The 17,245-nt window shown below is 70.9% G+C and carries 15 protein-coding genes; 9 read left to right on the plus strand and 6 right to left on the minus strand.

All coding sequences use genetic code 11. The annotated features are described in order from the left end of the window. Positions 1 to 23: 23 nt before the first annotated feature. The gene (locus LZ198_RS21525) at positions 24 to 542 is read left to right on the plus strand and encodes a SixA phosphatase family protein (protein WP_253973905.1); all 519 of its coding nucleotides are present in this window, start codon (positions 24 to 26) and stop codon (positions 540 to 542) included. On the opposite strand, the gene LZ198_RS21530 is transcribed toward LZ198_RS21525, so the two are convergent. From LZ198_RS21530 to LZ198_RS21555, 6 genes are all read right to left on the minus strand, one after another. Next, positions 539 to 970, minus strand: a complete 432-nt coding sequence (locus LZ198_RS21530) for a DUF1634 domain-containing protein (RefSeq protein WP_253973906.1) — start codon at positions 968 to 970, stop codon at positions 539 to 541. The two genes, LZ198_RS21525 and LZ198_RS21530, sit on opposite strands and share 4 nt — an antisense overlap. Then, positions 967 to 1,809 carry a sulfite exporter TauE/SafE family protein gene (locus LZ198_RS21535; protein WP_253973907.1) on the minus strand — a complete coding sequence of 281 codons (843 nt, stop codon included), beginning with the start codon at positions 1,807 to 1,809 and terminating at the stop codon, positions 967 to 969. Before LZ198_RS21535 ends, LZ198_RS21530 begins: the two co-directional genes overlap by 4 nt. A gap of 106 nt (positions 1,810 to 1,915) precedes the next feature. Continuing rightward, positions 1,916 to 2,677: a carbonic anhydrase gene (locus LZ198_RS21540; RefSeq protein ID WP_253973908.1), complete on the minus strand. Its 762-nt coding sequence runs from the start codon at positions 2,675 to 2,677 to the stop codon at positions 1,916 to 1,918. Next, positions 2,674 to 4,215, minus strand: a complete 1,542-nt coding sequence (locus LZ198_RS21545) for a SulP family inorganic anion transporter (protein WP_253973909.1) — start codon at positions 4,213 to 4,215, stop codon at positions 2,674 to 2,676. The genes LZ198_RS21540 and LZ198_RS21545 overlap by 4 nt, the downstream gene beginning before the upstream one ends. Before the next feature lie 227 nt (positions 4,216 to 4,442). Beyond that, positions 4,443 to 5,786, minus strand: a complete 1,344-nt coding sequence (locus LZ198_RS21550) for a sigma-54-dependent transcriptional regulator (protein ID WP_253973910.1) — start codon at positions 5,784 to 5,786, stop codon at positions 4,443 to 4,445. Then, entirely contained in the window at positions 5,783 to 7,459 is a 1,677-nt protein-coding gene (locus tag LZ198_RS21555; RefSeq protein ID WP_253973911.1) for a sensor histidine kinase, read from the minus strand. The genes LZ198_RS21550 and LZ198_RS21555 overlap by 4 nt, the downstream gene beginning before the upstream one ends. A 265-nt stretch (positions 7,460 to 7,724) precedes the next feature. Here LZ198_RS21555 and LZ198_RS21560 point away from each other — a divergent pair, with 265 nt between their 5' ends. From LZ198_RS21560 to phoU, 8 genes are all read left to right on the plus strand, one after another. Continuing rightward, positions 7,725 to 10,544, plus strand: coding sequence for an FG-GAP-like repeat-containing protein (locus tag LZ198_RS21560; RefSeq protein WP_253973912.1), 2,820 nt, complete (start codon positions 7,725 to 7,727; stop codon positions 10,542 to 10,544). Positions 10,545 to 10,742: 198 nt separating this feature from the next. Then, positions 10,743 to 11,444 (plus strand): response regulator, encoded by a 702-nt coding sequence (locus LZ198_RS21565; protein WP_253973913.1) that lies wholly within the window; start codon positions 10,743 to 10,745, stop codon positions 11,442 to 11,444. A 76-nt stretch (positions 11,445 to 11,520) separates the two neighbouring features. Next, positions 11,521 to 12,822: a porin gene (locus LZ198_RS21570; RefSeq protein WP_253973914.1), complete on the plus strand. Its 1,302-nt coding sequence runs from the start codon at positions 11,521 to 11,523 to the stop codon at positions 12,820 to 12,822. Positions 12,823 to 12,852: 30 nt separating this feature from the next. Continuing rightward, on the plus strand, positions 12,853 to 13,674 hold the full coding sequence (locus LZ198_RS21575; RefSeq protein WP_253973915.1) for a phosphate ABC transporter substrate-binding protein: 822 nt from the start codon (positions 12,853 to 12,855) through the stop codon (positions 13,672 to 13,674). Between the two features lie 60 nt (positions 13,675 to 13,734). Continuing rightward, positions 13,735 to 14,724, plus strand: a complete 990-nt coding sequence (pstC, locus tag LZ198_RS21580; protein WP_253973916.1) for a phosphate ABC transporter permease subunit PstC — start codon at positions 13,735 to 13,737, stop codon at positions 14,722 to 14,724. Beyond that, on the plus strand, positions 14,721 to 15,632 hold the full coding sequence (gene pstA, locus LZ198_RS21585) for a phosphate ABC transporter permease PstA (RefSeq protein ID WP_253973917.1): 912 nt from the start codon (positions 14,721 to 14,723) through the stop codon (positions 15,630 to 15,632). The genes pstC and pstA overlap by 4 nt, the downstream gene beginning before the upstream one ends. Positions 15,633 to 15,679: 47 nt before the next feature. Further along, positions 15,680 to 16,423: a phosphate ABC transporter ATP-binding protein PstB gene (gene pstB, locus LZ198_RS21590; RefSeq protein WP_253973996.1), complete on the plus strand. Its 744-nt coding sequence runs from the start codon at positions 15,680 to 15,682 to the stop codon at positions 16,421 to 16,423. Positions 16,424 to 16,449: 26 nt separating this feature from the next. Then, positions 16,450 to 17,136, plus strand: a complete 687-nt coding sequence (phoU, locus tag LZ198_RS21595; RefSeq protein WP_253973918.1) for a phosphate signaling complex protein PhoU — start codon at positions 16,450 to 16,452, stop codon at positions 17,134 to 17,136. Positions 17,137 to 17,245: the final 109 nt, after the last annotated feature.

The following is a 17,245-nucleotide window of genomic DNA, read 5'->3' on the forward strand; positions in this document are numbered from 1 at the left end:
CGGGTGGTTGAGGGCAGGCCACCATGACTCCTCGCGAACTGCCGCTCCTGCTGGTCCGCCACGCCGTGGCCGAAGACGCCCACGCGCTGGGCGACGGGGCCCGCGCCCTCACCCCCGAGGGCCGCGCCCTCTTCCGTCAGCACGCGCGCAAGCTGGCGCGCCTGACGCCGCTGGTGGGCATCTTCACCAGCCCCCTGGTCCGCGCCGTCCAGACGGCGGAGCTGCTCGCCGAGTGCTTCGGCCTGTCCCAGGTGGAGGTCCATCCCGCGCTGCTGCCCCGCAAGGGCGCGCACACGCGCATCCTCAAGCTGGCCCGGAGCGTGGGCCCGGGCTACGCCCTGGTGGGCCACAACCCGTCCCTCGAGCGGGCCCTGGCGCTCGCGCTGGAGGCCGGAGGCGACGAGGCGCCGGACAAGCTGCGCAAGGGCACGGTGGCCGCGCTCCAGCCCTCCGGGAAGAAGGGCTACCGGCTGGACTGGTGGGCCGCGCCGGGCCGGACGGTGAAGCACTTCGGACCGGAGGCGCTGACCCGGGCGCGCTAGCCCTCCGCGGCCCCCAGGAGGAACGACACCAGCAGGAGGGCCAGCACCACGGTGGTGATGACGACGTAGAGCCGGTCGCGCTGCTGGCGGAAGATGAGCAGCGACAGCGCCACGCGCGTCACCGGCACCGCCATCATCACCAGGAGGCCCGCCATGACGAAGGACTGGCCGCGCGCGGCCAGCGCCCCGGCCACCACGTCCGCCAGCCCGTGCGGCACCGGGTGCGGCGCGGTGAGCCGCTCCAGCGCCTCCGACGACACCAGGTAGTCCGGGTGGCGGAAGAACGTCACCAGCGTGCCCAGCGTCACCAGCGACAGGCTCGCCAGCACGCCGTAGCGCAAGAGGTCGCTGATGAGCAGCTCCGGGACGAGCGGCGCGGCCTCGCCCGGCGTCGCGGTGGTGGCCCCCGGCTTCGGCGCGTCGTTCACGACATCCACCCCTTGCGCAGCATCTCGAAGGCCACCCACAGCAGCACGCCGACGAAGAGCGCGCGCAGCCACAGCGCGTTCACCCGGCCCATCAGGTAGCGCGACCCCAGCCACGCGCCCAGCGTGACGCCCACGCACACCGGCCCCGCGATGAACGGGTCGATGTGGCCCCGCGCGAAGTACACGCCCGCGCTGGCCGCCGCCGTCACGCCAATCATGAAGTTGCTGGTGGCCGTGGACACCTTGAGCGGCAGCCGCATGGCCAGGTCCATGGCCGGCACCTTCAGCGCGCCGGAGCCGATGCCCAGCATCCCGCTCACCGTGCCCGCCACGTACATCAACCCCAGCCCCGCCAGCGGCCGGGTGACGCGGTACTCCACCTCGCGGCCCGCGGCCTCGTCCCAGTAGCTGCCGTGCAGCCCCAGCCGGTCCGCCAGCGCGTCGTCGGGTACCGGCGCGGCCTCCGCCGACCGCATGCGGCGCAGCATCACCAGCGCGGAGTACGCCATGACGGCGCCGAAGACGAGGTACACGCCCCGCCCGCCCACGCGGCCCGACAGGAACGCCCCGGTGAGCGCGCCCGCGGTGGTGGCCACCTCCAGGAACATGGCCACGCGCAGGTTGGCCATGCGCTCACGCACATAGGCCGCGGCCGCGCCGCTCGAGGTGGCGATGACGGAGACGATGGACGCCCCCACCGCGTAGTGGATGTCCACCTTGAGCAACAGCGTCAGCACGGGGATGAGGATGAGCCCACCCCCGATGCCCAGGAGCGAGCCCAGGAGGCCCGCTCCAACGGAGATGCCGAGGACGACGAGCGTGAAGAGAAGGGGAGTCATGCGGCGTGGGGCCGCATCCTTCCCCTCCCCCACCGGAAATCAACCAGGACTCGCGTCCCGGTCAGGGCCGCCCGCTCGCCTGCCTGCTTCGGCGCGCCCCCGGCAATCAGGTCCCGGCGACGGACAGGTGCCGGCCGTCGCCGTTGGCCAGGCCGTTCTCGTTGCTGGCGGCCGTCAGGCCGTCACCGGGGCTGAGCACGTCGCCGCTGAGCTCGCGCAGGAGCGCCTCGCCCACCAGCTCCGTCATGGGGATGAACCGCCCGTGCGTGGAGCGCCACACGTGCACCTGGGCGCTGCCGATGTCGAACCACCACCCGTGCAGCCGCAGCTTGCCGGCGGCGACGCGCTCCTTCACCAGCGGGTAGCTGCCCAGGTTCTGAAGCTGCTGGAGGACGTTGAGCTGGGACAGCCGGTCGTACTCGGACAGGCCCTCGCCCACGCCGCTGCCCGCCTTCAGGGTGCGCAGCGACGCCTCGCCGTGCTCCAGCCAGCGCGACAGGTTGGGCGCGCCCGGCACCTTGCCGCCCGCCAGGACCGCCTTCATCGCGCCGCAGCTCGAGTGGCCGCAGATGACCACGTCCTCCACCTCCAGGTTGCTCAGCGCGAACTCCAGCGCGGCCGCCTCGGACTGGTCGCCCGTGGAGACACCGGACGCGTCCGACGGGGGCACCATGTTCCCCACGTTGCGCACGACGAACAGGTCGCCGGGGTCCGTCGACACGAGCAGGTTGGGCACCAGCCGGCTGTCGGAGCAGGAGATGAAGAGACAATCCGGGGACTGACCGTCGGCCAGACGCGCGAACATCTCCCGATAGGCGGGCCGGCCCTTGAGCTGGAAGTCCAGCAGACCACGAATGAGCTTCTTCATTGGGCACCTTCGGAGGCGAGAGTGTTGGACGAAACCTGCGAACCGATGACTTGCTGCGAGGGCCGCGTCGTGCCGCTGCGGACCCAGACTTCCTCGAGCGACTCCATGGCGACCGAGCCACCCGTCTTGCGATACGTGTCGCTCCAGCTCTCGAGCGCCTCGAAGCCGGAGTGGTCCAGCGTGTCCACCGCGAGGTCGATCCTCACGCTCGCGCCCGGCGGCACCTGCGCCAGCGCCATGGACAACCGGGGCACGCCCACGAAGGTGAGCGAACCCGTCACCCGGACCTCGTATGCCCCCTGGACCTGGGCGACGTCGACCTGGACGCTGCCCAGACGCCACAACAACCGCAGCACCGCCACCAGCAATCCCAGCCCGATCCCCGCGAGCAGGTTGATGCCGACGACGCCCGCCACCGTCACCGCGTAGACGAGCACCTCACCGCGCCGCGACAGCTCGCGGATGTGGTGCATGTTCACCAGCTTCGCGCCGACGACCACCAGCAGCCCCGCCAACACCGTCAGTGGCACCAGCCCCGCCACATGCCCCAGCATGGTAACGAAGAGCAGCAGCCACACGCCATGAAGGAGTGCGGAGGCACGCGACTTCGCGCCCGCCGCGATGTTCGCCGCGCTGCGGACGATGACGCCGGTGATCGGCAGGCCACCCACGAGCCCGGACACCGTGTTCGCCACGCCCTGCGCGAACAGCTCCTTGTCCAGGTTCGCCCGGGGCCCCGTGTGCATCTTGTCCGTGGCCACCGCGGACAACAGCGACTCCGCGCTCGCCACCAGTGCCAGCGACAGCACCGCCGTCACGAACACGCCCCAGTTGCCCGTGGGCAGCGCCGGCAACTGGATACTGCTGAACACATTGGCCGGCAGCTCCACGCGCGCCACGTCCGCGCCCCAGAACACCGACACCGCCGAGGCCCCCACGACCGCCACCAGCGGCGCGGGCACCAGCTTCAGCTTGCCCTTCGCCAGGAAGGGCCACACCACCATCAGCGCGATGGTCAACAGCCCCAGCGCCGCCGCGGGGCCGTGCAGGGAGAGGATCTGCTCCGGCAGCTCCTTCACGTTCTGGAACGCGCTCGACTGGGGGCTGCCCCCCAGCACGATGTGGACCTGCCCCAGCACGATGAGGATGCCGATGCCCGCCAGCATGCCGTGAATCACCGCGGGCGAGATGGCCAGCGCCGCCCGCGCGACCTTCAAGCCACCGAACAACATCTGCAACAGGCCCGCGGCGGCCACCGCCGCGCACGTCATGGCCAGGCCCATCTGCTGGATGAAGCCGAACACCATCACCGCCAGGCCGGCCGCCGGGCCGCTCACCTGCAGCGGCGCGCCGCCCAACATGCCCACCACCAGTCCACCCACCACTCCCGCGATGAGACCGGACACGATGGGCGCACCCGACGCGAGCGCAATGCCCATGCACAGGGGCAGCGCGACCAGGAACACCACCAGGGAGGCAGGCAGGTCCGCGGCCAATGACTTCCAGGCCGGGCCAGCTCCCCCATGACTCGTCGACATCGCCATACACCTCCACGAGAAGACGCCACCCGACGGTGGCGCACGCCAAGTCTCGTGGGGCTGATGGCAACATGCGTGCCATGCCCGGGTGCGGGCTCCCCAGAGGGAAGCCGCTCATCCGGGGGCAGGCGGGCGATGCAAACAATTTGAAGTGGGCGCGGCGGACTTCAAGAAACTTGAGGAAAGGAACTTGAAGTCGCCCGGGGCCGGGGCGCGGGGCGCCCGCCTCAGGACTCCTCCAGCTTGCGGAGGAACGTGGGGTAGGACAGGCCCAGCACCTTGGCCGCCTCCATGCGCCGGCCCTCCAGCCGGCCGAGGACGTGCTTGACGTACAGCCGCTCGACCTCGTCGACCGGGCGGGGCGGCCCCGACACGACGAAGGCATCCGGGTCCACGGTGGCCGGCCCGTGGTGGCCCCGGGGCTCCAGGGCCTGCAGTTCCAGCGCGGGCCCCGGCTCCAGCACCAGCGCCCGCTCCAGCACGTTGCGCAGCTCGCGCACGTTGCCTGGGAAGGGGTAGCGCTCCAGGCGCGCGCGGGCCGCGGCGGAGAAGTCCACGGGGCGGCGCCCCAGCTCCGCGCACAGCTCCACGAGCAGCGACTCCGCCAGCGGCAGCACGTCCTCACGCCGCTCGCGCAGGGGTGGAATCTCCACGCGGAAGACGCTCAGGCGGAAGTAGAGGTCCTCGCGGAAGCGCCCCTCGGCCACCTCGCGGGTGAGGTCGCGGTTGGTGGCCGTCACCACGCGCGCGTTGCTGGTCAATTCCGCCGTGCCACCCAGGCGGCGGAACGCCCCCTGGTCCAGGAAGGTGAGCAGCTTGGCCTGGAGGCTCAGCGGCAGCTCGCCGATCTCGTCGAGGAAGAGCACGCCCCCGTCGGCCACCTCCACCAGGCCACGGCGGGCCGCGCGCGCGTCCGTGAAGGCGCCGCGCTCGTGGCCGAACAGCTCGCTCTCCACCAGCGCGGACGGCAGCGCCGCGCAGTTGACGTGGACGAAGGGCCCCGGCCCGCCCTGCACCGAGTACAGGTGCCGCGCGAGCACCTCCTTGCCCGCCCCCGTCTCGCCGGTGATGAGCACCGGGCTGCGCGGCGCCTTGGCGATGCGCTCGACCATCTGCAGCGCGGCGAGCATCGCGGGCGCGCGGGGACGCAGGAGCCGGCGCCGCCCGCCCAGCTCGCTCTCCGCGCGCTGCAACCGCTCGTGCAGTTGCAGGTCCGCCGCCGCCCGCTTGGCGCGCAGCACCAGGTCGTCCAGCTCCACCGGCTTGGACAGGTAGTCCCGCGCGCCCAGCTTGATGGCGTCCACCGCGCTGGCGATGTCGCCGTGCGCCGTCACCATCATCACCGCCGTGTCCGGGAACTGCGCGCGCAGCTCGGGCAGGAAGTGGATGCCGTCCCCGTCCGGCAGGCGCCGGTCCAGCACCACCACCTCCGGCGCCTGGCGCGCGAGCGAGGTGCGGGCGTCGTGGAGCGAGTGCGCCACCGTGACGCGGAACCCCTCCTGCTTGAGCATGGTCGCCGCCAGCGAGGCGAAGGTCCGGTCGTCGTCCACCAGCAACAGATGGGTGCTCATGACGTGCGCTCCAGGGGCAGCCGCAGCGTGAACAGGCTGCCCTGAGGACGACGGGTATAGGTCAGACTGCCACCATGCGCCTCCACGGACGTGCGCGCCATGGGCAGCCCCAGGCCCACGCCCTTGGCCCGCCCCGTGGCGAAGGGCTCCCACAGCCGGGGCTCGAGCCGCGGGTCGACGCCCCCGCCGTTGTCCTCCACCAGCAGCACCGCCTCCCCTGCGTCCCTCGACAGGTTCACCGACACCCAGGGGGCGGAGCGCAGGCCCGTGTCCCTCGCCACCGCGCCGGCCTCCACCGCGTTGCGCACCAGGTTGTCGATGGCGGACACCAGCAGCGCGGCGTCCCCCTGCACGGTGAGCCCCTCCTCCAACGACGTGCGCAGCTCCACCGCCTCCGACTCCGGCAGCATCCGCACCGCCTGGAGCGCGTCCTCCACCAGCAGGTGCAGCTCGCAGCTGCGGCGCAGCGCCGCGCGCGGGGCGCCGAACGACAGCAGCGAGCGCGCCAGGTGCCCCAGCCGCTCCACCTGCGAGCGCAGGCCCCGCACCGGCAGCTCGCTGCCCGCGGGCGTCGCGCGCAGCACGGACAGCGCGGCCTGGATGCCGTTGAGCGCGTTCTTCACCTCGTGCGCGATGAGCGACGCCGCCGTGCCCAGCGCCGCCATCGTCTCCTGTCGGCGCAGCCGCTCCTCGGCCGCCAGGAGCGAACGGTACGAATGACGCAACAGCACCAGGAACAGCGCGAGCGTGCAGATGAGCAGCGCGATGTGGAAGGCCAGTTGACGCAGGAAGCGCGAGCGCAGGCTCGCCGTGGCGGCCTCCTCCTCCTCCAGCACCACCAGGAGCAGCTCGCTGCGCCCCACCCACGCCGCCGCGCCCATCATCCGCGCGCCGTCCAGCGTCACCGGGCCCGGCGCCTTCGCCAGCGCGCGGAGCTGCGAGGAGAAGTCCTCCGGGTAGGGCAGCGGCGGCGCCGGCAGGAGCAGCCGCCCCTGTGAGTCCATGAGGAACAGCGCCGTCTCCTCGGTGGCCCGCGTGGGCAGCGCCTCCGTGCGCACCTCCCCCAGCAGCACGCCCTTGAGCTCTCCGCCCTTGATCATCGGCACCGCGACGACGAGCGGCCCGCCCTCCCCCTCCATCAGGTCGATGGCCGGCGCGCGCCGGGCCACCATCTGCTGGAACCAGGGCCGGCGGGTGATGGGGGACGCGCCCAGCGACATCCCCGGCGGGTCGCTCCACACGCGCTCGCCCCGGGGCCCCAGCAGCGCCACGCCCTCCGAGAACAGCGACGAGTGGTAGAACGCGCTGTCGAGCAGCGCCCGCTCCGCGGGGGAGGCCCCGTCCTCGGGGAAGAGCGTCGGGTGCCCCGCCACGCGCGCCAGCTCCGCCTCCAACAACCCCAGGTGGACCCCCAGCGCGTCCGCCTGGACCCGCGCCTGGTTCGACAGGTGGTCCAGCAGCTCCTCGCGCGCGTTGCCCACGTCCTCCAGGTAGCCGAGCACCGGGCTCGTCAGCGCCACCACCCCCACCAGCCCCAACCCCAGGAGCGCGGACCGCCCCCCGCGGCGCTGCGCGTGCGCCAGCTCACCGGGCGTCGGCGTCAACGAGGGGACCGGCAACGTCACCGGCGGCGGCGGCTCGGGAGGCGACTGGGGAGGTTCGGGCGAGGTCATGGAGGGCTCGACCCCCGCGTTGTGACACAGCCCCCCGCCCCAGGGAACCACGCAGGACCGCGCTCATCTCCATTCTCGATTTTCGTGAATCACCCTCCACGTTGGCCTGACACCGACAATGATTGACAATCATGCCACCGCGAAGCGCGCAGTACCTTTTGACTCACTTGAAAGACTTTGACGCCGCTCACTATACGGGCGCATCACCATCCAAAACCAGACAAAGGTGACGCGCATGGAATCCAGAAGAAGGCGGCAGGGCAGCATGTGGCAGGGACTCCAGTTGTCGGCGGTGGGACTGCTGGCGTTGACGGCCTGTGGCGAGACGCAGGCCCCGGAGGCCTCGGCGTTGGACACGCGGGAGGCGGCGGCGAACGGCGAATGTCAGGTCATCCCGCCCTTCGACCCCAACTTCGAGCCGGAGCTGGAGTGGGCCTGGACGGGCAGCCCGGTCATGCCCTCGCACAACCAGGTCATGATGACGCCCATCGTCGTGGACGTGAACGCGGACGGCGTCCCCGACGTCGTCTTCAGCAGCTTCACGGGCAGCAACTACACGACCAACGGCGTGCTGCGCGCCATCAACGGCGCGAACGGCAGCGACATCTGGACGGTGACGGACGCCAGCCTGCGCGTCCGCGGCGCGGCGAGCGTGGCCGCCGCGGACATCGACGGGGACGGGCTGGTGGAGATCTGCGCGATTCCGGAGAGCGGCACCGGCATCCTCTGCTTCGAGAACACCGGGGCGTTCAAGTTCCGCACCGCGGTGTCCTCGAACAACTGGGGTGGCGTGTCCTTCTCCGACCTGGACGGCGACGGCACGGTGGAGATCATCAACGGCAACCACGTGTTCAGCAACACGGGCGCGCTGAAGTGGTCGGCCCCTTCGGGTGTGGCCGGCCCGGTGGGTGGCATCAGCTACGCGGTGGACCTCGACGGGGACGGGCGCCAGGAGGTCATCATCGGCGCGAGCATCTACCGGTATGACGGCACGCTGAAGTGCCAGAACACCAGCGTCGGCGCCGCGCTCACCGGCGTGGCCAACTTCGACGCGGACCCCGCCGGCGAGGTCGTCCTCGTGCACGGCGGACGCGTCTCGCTGATGGATGACAACTGCGCCCTGCTCTGGACGCAGACGATTCCGGGCGGCGGCACGGGCGGCGCGCCCAACATCGCGGACTTCGACGCGGACGGGCAGCCGGAGATCGGCGTGGCCGGCGCCTCGCGCTACGCCGTCTTCGAGACCAACGGCACCGTGAAGTGGTCCAGCCCCACCCAGGACAACAGCTCCAACGTGACGGGCTCGTCCACGTTCGACTTCGAGGGCGACGGCAAGGCGGAGGTCATCTACGGCGACGAGGTCCGGCTGCGCATCTACGACGGCGCCACCGGCGCGGTGCGCTTCAACGTGCAGCACGCCTCCGGGACCACGTACGAGAACCCGCTCGTCGTCGACGTGGATGGCGACGACAACGCCGAAATCGTGGTGGCCGCCAACAACTACGCGTTCTCCGGCCCCACCGGCATCCGCGTGTTCCGCGACCGCAAGGACGGCTGGGTGAACACCCGCCGCATCTGGAACCAGCACGCCTACTCCGTCACCCACATCAACGACGACGGCACCGTGCCCGCCAGCTACACCCCCAACTGGCTCACGCCGGGCCTCAACACCTTCCGCGCCAACACCCAGGGCAGCGGCAGCACCAGCCCCTTCGCCGCGGCCGACCTCGTCGTGAGCGAGGTGACGTCCGCGTGTGAGCGCGCCACCGGCACCCTCCGGCTGAACGCGCGCGTGGTGAACCAGGGCGACGCCGCCACCTCCGCCGGCATGCACGTGGCCTTCTATCTGGGCAACCCCGCCGCCGGGGGGACGCTGCTCGGCGTCGCCACGCTGACCTCCGTGCTCCCCGCCGGGAGTGCCGCGCTCGTCACGCTCGCGCTCGCCACGCCGCCGGGTGGCACGGGCGACGTCTGGGCCGTGGCGGACGACGACGGCGCCGGCGTGGGCCGCGAGACGGAGTGCAACGAGACCAACAACACCCGCAACGCGCCGCTCGACCTGGCGTGCACCACCAACACGCCCCCCGTCGCCGTGTGCCGCGACGTCACCGTCGACGCCGGCGCCACCACGTGCAGCGCCTCCGCGAACGTGGACGACGGCAGCCATGACCCGGACCAGCACCCCGGCCCGTTCACGGTCTCCCAGGCGCCCGCCGGTCCCTTCGCCACGGGCACCCACACCGTGACGCTCACCGTCTCCGACGGCCAGGACACCGACACCTGCACCGCCACCGTCACCGTGGTGGACGTCACCCCGCCCACCATCGCCTGCCCGCCCGAGCGCATCGTCGACGCGACCGGCCCTGACGGCGCCTTCGTCACCCCCGCGCCCGCCACCGCCGCCGACGCGTGCGGCGCCACCGTCAGCGGGCCCGCGGCCGGCGTCTACCCGCTCGGCACCACCGCGGTGACGTACACCGCCACGGACGCCGCCGGGCACAGCGCCTCCTGCACCACCGCCATCCACGTGGTGAAGCGCGACGCCACGCCCCCCAGCCTCGTCATGTGCGACGTGCCCCGCTACACGTCCGCCGCCCAGGTCAAGGCGTGCGGCTGGGCCACCGCCAGCCCCGGCGGCGCCCCCATCAGCGTCGTGCTGCTCACCATCGACGGCGGCGCGCCCATCCGCCTCACGCCGGACGCCGGTGGCGGCCACGCCGTCCTCTGGCTGGACCTGGCCGAGGGCCACCACACCCTCACGCTCACCGTCATCGACACCAACGGGGGCATCGCCACCCAGAGCCGCGAGGTGACGGTGGACCGCACCGCCCCTGTCCTCGGCATCGTGTCCCCCGCCCCGGGTGACACGGTGCCCTGGACGGTGGACATCGTCTCCCAGGTGACGGACCTGACGCCCGTGCGCGTCACCGCCAACTGGATCACCAGCACGGACGTCCCCGCGGGCACGAGCGTCGCCACCGTCCCCGTGACGTTCTCGCGCGCGGGCGCCAACGTCGTCCTGATCCGCGCCACGGACGCGGCGGGCAACACCTCCGAGCAGGTGCTCGAGGTCGACGTCCAGTAGCCCGGGCCAGCGCCTCCCGCATCGAGCCGTCCCGTCGTTCGCCGCGGGAGGAGGACACGACGGGGCCCGGGCGCATGCGCGCGCCCGGGTCCGCGTCACCCGCCTGCCTGCCTGCCCACCTCCGCGAGACGCCGCTTACACAATCGTTGCAAACGCGTCACGCGTACGGAAAGCAAGGGGCGCAGACTCCGCGGCGTCATGGCCCACGTCCTCATCGTCGACGACGAACCCGATCTCGCACAGCTCATCGACTTCAACCTGCGTGATGCGGGGTTCTCCACCCAGCTCGCCGGGACCGGAGAAGCCGCGCTCGCCTCGGCGCGGGAGCGACCTCCCGACCTGGTCCTGCTGGACCTGATGCTCCCGGACATGTCCGGCATCGACGTATGCCGGCAGCTTCGGGCCGGGAGCCAGTCCCGCGGCCTGCTCATCGTCATGCTCACCGCCAAGGGCGAGGAGGCCGACCGCATCCGAGGCTTCGAGGTCGGCGCGGACGACTACGTCGTCAAGCCCTTCAGCGTCCGGGAGCTGGTCCTGCGCCTCAAGGCCATCCTCCGGCGCGGGGGCCCCGCCCAGGCCGCCGCCGGCGCGACGGCCGCCCCGCTGGCGCTCGGCAGCCTCAAGCTCGACCTGTCCGCGCACCGCTTCTACGTCGACGAGAAGGAGGTCCCCCTCACCGCGCTGGAGTTCCGGCTGCTGGGGCACCTCATGACCCGCACCGGCCGCGTCCAGACGCGCGAGCAACTGCTCGAGGAGGTCTGGGGCCTGTCCTCGTCCCTGGAGACGCGCACCATCGACACCCACGTCATGCGCCTGCGCGACAAGCTCGGCCCCGCGCGCGGCCTGCTGGAGACGGTGCGCGGCGTGGGCTACCGCATCGTCAGCCCCGAGGCCGGTTGATTGCGGATTGTTTCGTGACGCGGATGTTTCACGGCGTCCCTCAAACAGCCACGGACGTTACCTAGAAGCCAGTTTCGTGACCCTCCCGAAACCCTTCCCGACGCGTCGTGTTGTCGCCACCCTCCTCACGCTGTCCCTGAGCCCCGCATGGGCCCAGGAGACCACGCCGGTCCAGGAGTCCGCCACGCAAGCCACCGAGCCCGCCCCGGAGAACGCCACCCAGGAGGCGGGTCTGACGCCCGACACGGACGTCACCCCGGCGGAGCAGATCTCCGCCCTCGATGAACGGATGACCACCGCCGAGGGCAAGGTCGCCGCCCTCGAGGAGCAGAACGTCGAGACCAAGAACGACCTGTCCGCCCTCAAGAAGCTCAAGATCTCCGGCTACGTCCAGGCCCGCTACCAGGACCAGGAGAGCCTGGACGCCACCGGCGCCGGCGGCTTCAGCCGCTTCAGCGTCCGCCGCGGCCGCATCAAGACGACCTACACCACGGACTGGGCGCAGTTGATGCTGCAGATCGACGCGGTGCCCACCACCGGCGTCACGGTGCGGGACGCCGAGGCCACCCTCTACATCCCCGGCACCCACCAGCAGATGTCGCTCACCCTCGGACAGATGAAGTGGCCCTTCGGCTACGAGGCCGTCCAGTCCTCCAGCGACCGCGAGATGCCCGAGCGCACCCGCGTCGTGCGCGCCTTCCTCCCCGACGAGCGCGACCGCGGCATCAAGTTCGCCGGCACCTTCCTCGAGGGGAAGTTCAACTTCAGCGCCGGCCTCTTCGACGGCAACGGAATCTTCAATCAGGGATTCATCGGCACGGACAACGACAAGGAGAAGGACTTCATCGGCCGGGCGGGCTTCGACCTCGGCTGGCTGTCGGGCGGCGTGTCCGGCTGGTACGGCCACTCCATTGCCAAGGGTCCCAACGATGCGTATCGCAAGGCCTACGAGAGGGACCGCGTGGCACTGGATGCGCAGATGTACCTGGACGTGCTCCCGCTGGGCGGCACCGCCCTCAAGGGTGAGTACATCACCGGCAAGACGTACGCGAAGAGCTCCGGGGACACGAAGGTCGAACAGTTGGGGGTGCCCGCGAGCGGCTGGTACGCGCTGCTCGTCCAGAACGTGGGCCTCTCCGACGCGGTGGCCGTGCGCTACGACTTCTTCGACCCGGAGAACGGCCGGAAGAACAGCGCCAACGACGGCAAGCCGCACGGCAACAACTCCGTGGGCACGCTGGGCGTCGCCCTCCTCCACTACTTCGGCGAGAACATGAAGGTCACCGCCGCCTACGAGATGCCGATGACGGGCGCGCCCGACGGCGCCAAGGACCCGCACGACAACCTCTTCACCCTCCAGATGCAGGCCAAGTACTAGGCCCGCCCGTTTCCAGGAGCTGACACCGCCATGAAGGCCTTCCTCCAGTCTCTCGTCGTCGCCGTCCTCCTCGCCCTGCCGCTCGCGGCGCACGCGGGCAACCTCACCGTGAAGGGCTCGGACACCATGGTCATCCTCGGCCAGCGCTGGGCCGAGGAGTTCATGAAGAAGAACGCGGCCACCAAGGTGCAGGTCACCGGCGGTGGCTCCGGCGTGGGGCTCGCCGCCCTCCAGAACGGCACCACCGAGATCGCCATGTCCAGCCGCGAGATGAAGGACGCGGAGAAGCAGAAGCTGCGCTCGCGCTACAACACCACCGGCACGGAGGTCCCCGTCGCCAAGGACGGCGTCACCTTCTACGTCCACGAGGGCAGCCCGGTGAACTCGCTCACCGTGGAGCAGTTGCGCGGCATCTACGTGGGTGACGTCACCAACTGGAAGCAGGTGGGCGGCCCGGACGCGCCCATCATCGTCTACTCCCGCGAGAACTCCTCCGGCACCTACTCCTTCGTCAAGGACCACGTCCTGGACGGCGAGGACTACGCGGCCTCCGCCCAGACGCTGCCCGGCACCGCCGCGGTGGTCAACGCCGTCTCCAAGGAGAAGAACAGCATCGGCTACGGCGGCGCCGCCTACGCCAAGGGCATCAAGGAGCTGAAGATCAAGGTCGGCAACGAGGAGATCGCCCCCTCCGCGGAGAACATCAAGACGGGCAAGTACCCCCTGTCTCGCGACCTGTACTTCTACCTGCGCAACAAGCCGGCCGGCGACGCGAAGGCCTTCATCGACTTCGCCCTGTCCCCGGAAGGCCAGGCGCTGGTCACCAAGGTGGGCTACTTCCCGGTGAAGTGACGCACGCCGTCACACGAATGTCACGCGAGGCCCGGAGTCACTATGGATAGACAGGCGACCATGGAGCAGGGTCTCACGCAAACCGCCTTCGCGCCCGCGCTGTCCCCGGCGGCGCGGCGGCGGCAACTCCGGGAGAAGGCCATCGCGGGCATCATCACGCTGATGGCCTTCACCGGCATCGCCGCACTCATCCTCATCATCGTCTTCGTGGCCAAGGAGGCGCTGGCGCTGTTCACCGACCCGGCCGCCCGCCACGAGGCCAGCCTCTCCAAGATGTTCCTCGCCCAGGACGTCCCGGCCGGCCGGCCGGCGTTCCGCTGGCAGCCCGTCTCCAAGATCCCCAAGGTCAGCATGATCCCGCTGTTCGTGGGGACCTTGAAGACCACGGTGGTCTCCATGATGGTGGCGGTGCCGCTGGGCGTGTTCGGCGCGCTGTTCGCCGCGGAGTTCGCGCCCCGGCGCCTGCGCGAGCTGCTCAAGCCGGTCATCGAGCTGCTCGCGGGCATCCCCTCCGTGGTGCTGGGCTTCTTCGCCCTGATGGTGATGTCCACGGTGGTCAAGGACGTGTTCCACTTCGACCGGCCGCTCAACGCGATGGTCGCGGGCCTGGGCCTGGCGCTGGCCATCGTCCCCGTCATCTTCACGGTGTCCGAGGACGCGCTCACCGCGGTGCCCCGCAGCTACCGCGAGGCGTCCCTGGCGCTGGGCGCCACGCCCTGGGAGACGGCGTGGAAGGTGGTGCTGCCCGCGGCGGCCCCCGGCATCCTCGCCGCGTGCGTGCTGGGCTTCGGCCGCGCCATCGGCGAGACGATGATCGTCCTCATGGCCAGCGGCAACGCGGACGTCATCTCCTGGAGCCTGGGAGACTCCGCCCGCTCCCTGTCGGCGACCATCGCCGCGGAGATGGGCGAGGTCGTCGTGGGCAGCCCCCACTACTCGCTGCTGTTCTTCATCGGCGTGCAGCTGTTCATCTTCACCTTCGTCCTCAACCTGCTGGCGTCCACCTGGACCAAGCGCGTGATGCGCCGGCTCACCGGAGGTGCCGCGTGAAGCACGCCACACGCCGCACCGTGGGCCTGGCCCTCACCGCGTTCACCGGGCTGTGCGCCTTCGTCATCGTCGCCGTGCTGGCGCTCATCCTCGCCGACATCCTCGAGGGCGGCGCGGCGGGCGTCACCTGGACCTTCCTCACCCAGCCGCCCAGCGACGGGATGATGGGCGGCGGCATCTTCCCCGCCATCTTCGGCACCGCCGCGCTCACCCTGCTGATGACGGTGGCGGTGATGCCGGTGGGGGTGCTGACGGCCGTCTACCTCCACGAGTACGCCCCGCCCGACTCGCTCTTCGCGCGCTGGGTGCGCGTGGCGGTGGTGAACCTGGCGGGCGTGCCCTCCATCGTCTTCGGCCTGTTCGGCCTGGGCTTCTTCATCCTCTTCGTGGGCCGGGGCATGGACCGCGTCTTCGGCCACGAGGAGATGTACTGGGCCCAGCCCGGCATCCTCTGGGCGTCCCTGACGCTCGCGGTGCTGACCCTGCCGGTGGTCATCGTCTCCACGGAGGAGGCGCTGCGCGCGGTGCCCCTGGACCACCGCACCGCCAGCCTCGCGCTGGGCGCCACCCAGTCCCAGACGCTGGCCCGCGTCGTCCTGCCGGGCGCGCTGCCGGGCATCCTCACCGGCGCGGTGCTCGCCATCTCCCGCGGCGCGGGCGAGGTCGCCCCCATCCTCTTCACCGGGGCGGCCTACTTCCTCCCGGAGCTGCCCACCCACCTCAACTCCCAGTTCATGCACCTGGGCTACCACACGTACGTGATGGCCACCCAGTCGCCGGACGTGGAGGCCACCCGCCCCCTGCTGTACGCGACGGTGCTGGTGCTGCTGCTGCTCACGTTCGCCCTCAACCTCGTCGCGGTCATCATCCGGACGCGCACGCGCCGCAAGGCCGCCGGCGCTCACTGACGGTACGCCCACGCATGTCCCTCTCTCCCAATCCACCGCGCCCGAAGATGGAGGCCCGCGAGCTGACGCTGCGCTACGGCACCAAGGCGGCCATCCAGAAGGTCTCCCTGGCCATCCTCGACCGGCGCGTCACCGCCCTCATCGGCCCGTCCGGCTGCGGCAAGTCCACCTTCCTGCGCTCGCTCAACCGGATGAACGACCTCATCCCGGGCACCAACCACACCGGCACCATCCTCCTGGACGACACGGACATCCACGACCGCAGCGTGGACGTGGTGGACCTGCGGCGCCGCGTGGGCATGGTCTTCCAGAAGTCCAACCCCTTCCCGAAGAGCATCTTCGAGAACGTCGCCTACGGGCTGCGCGTGGGCGGGATGAAGGACAAGGCCGCGCTCGCCCAGCGCGTGGAGAAGTCCCTGCGCGGCGCCGCCCTGTGGGACGAGGTCAAGGACCGGCTCCACGACAGCGCCCTGGGCCTGTCCGGCGGCCAGCAGCAGCGCCTGTGCATCGCGCGCGCGCTCGCCGTGGAGCCCCAGGTGCTGCTCATGGACGAGCCCGCAAGCGCCCTGGACCCCATCGCCACGGCGAAGATCGAGGAGCTCATCCACGAGCTGAAGTCGACGTACACCATCGCCATCGTCACCCACAACATGCAGCAGGCCGCCCGGGTGAGTGACCGCACCGCTTTCTTCTACATGGGCGAGCTGGTGGAATGCGGGCCCACCGAGCAGATCTTCACCAACCCGCGCGAGAAGCGCACCGAGGACTACGTCACCGGCAAGTTCGGGTGAGCGGAAGGTAGAAGGGATTCGCGCAGATGCCGTTGACCCACACAGACAAGGCCTTCGAGCAGGACCTGAGGGACTTGCGCGAGAAGCTCCTGGCCATGGGCGCCAAGGTGGAGGGCCTCATCTCCCAGAGCATGCGCGCCCTGACGGACCGGGACAGCCCGCTGGCGGAGAAGGTCGTCGCCGCGGACAAGGACGTCAACCGCCTGGAGGTGGAGGTGGACGAGCTGTGCCGGCGCATCCTCGCGCTGCGCCAGCCGGCCGCCAGCGACCTGCGGCTCATCACCACGGCGTTGAAGATCGTCACGGACCTGGAGCGCATCGGCGACCTGGCCGTCAACATCGCCGAGCGCTCCATCGACCTCAACCAGGTCCCCCCGCTGGCGCCCTACATCGACACGCCCCGGCTGGCGGAGCTGGCGCAGCAGCAGGTCAAGCGCGCGCTGGACGCGTTCGTGTCCAGCGACGCGGCGAAGGCGGAGGAGGTGCTCCAGGGCGACGACCTGCTCGACGCGCTCTTCCTCAAGATCTTCAACGAGCTGCTGGCCTACATGATGGAGGACTCGCGCAACATCCGCCGCGCCACGGCGTTGATGTTCATCGCCAAGCACCTGGAGCGCATCGGCGACCACGCGATGAACGTCGCGGAGATGGTCGTCTACATGGTGCGGGGCAAGGACATCCGCCACCCCCGCAGCCGCAACCTCGGGGAGTAGCCACGCGCGGCCGGGCTTCACCCGGGCGTGACGCGGATTTGGCCTGGGCGCCGCGCACGCTCCGCGGCGCTGACGCGGGGGCTCTCTAGCGTGTCGGTCGGGTCGCGCG

It is taken from the genome of Myxococcus dinghuensis, assembly GCF_024198235.1.
GTDB lineage: Bacteria > Myxococcota > Myxococcia > Myxococcales > Myxococcaceae > Myxococcus > Myxococcus dinghuensis.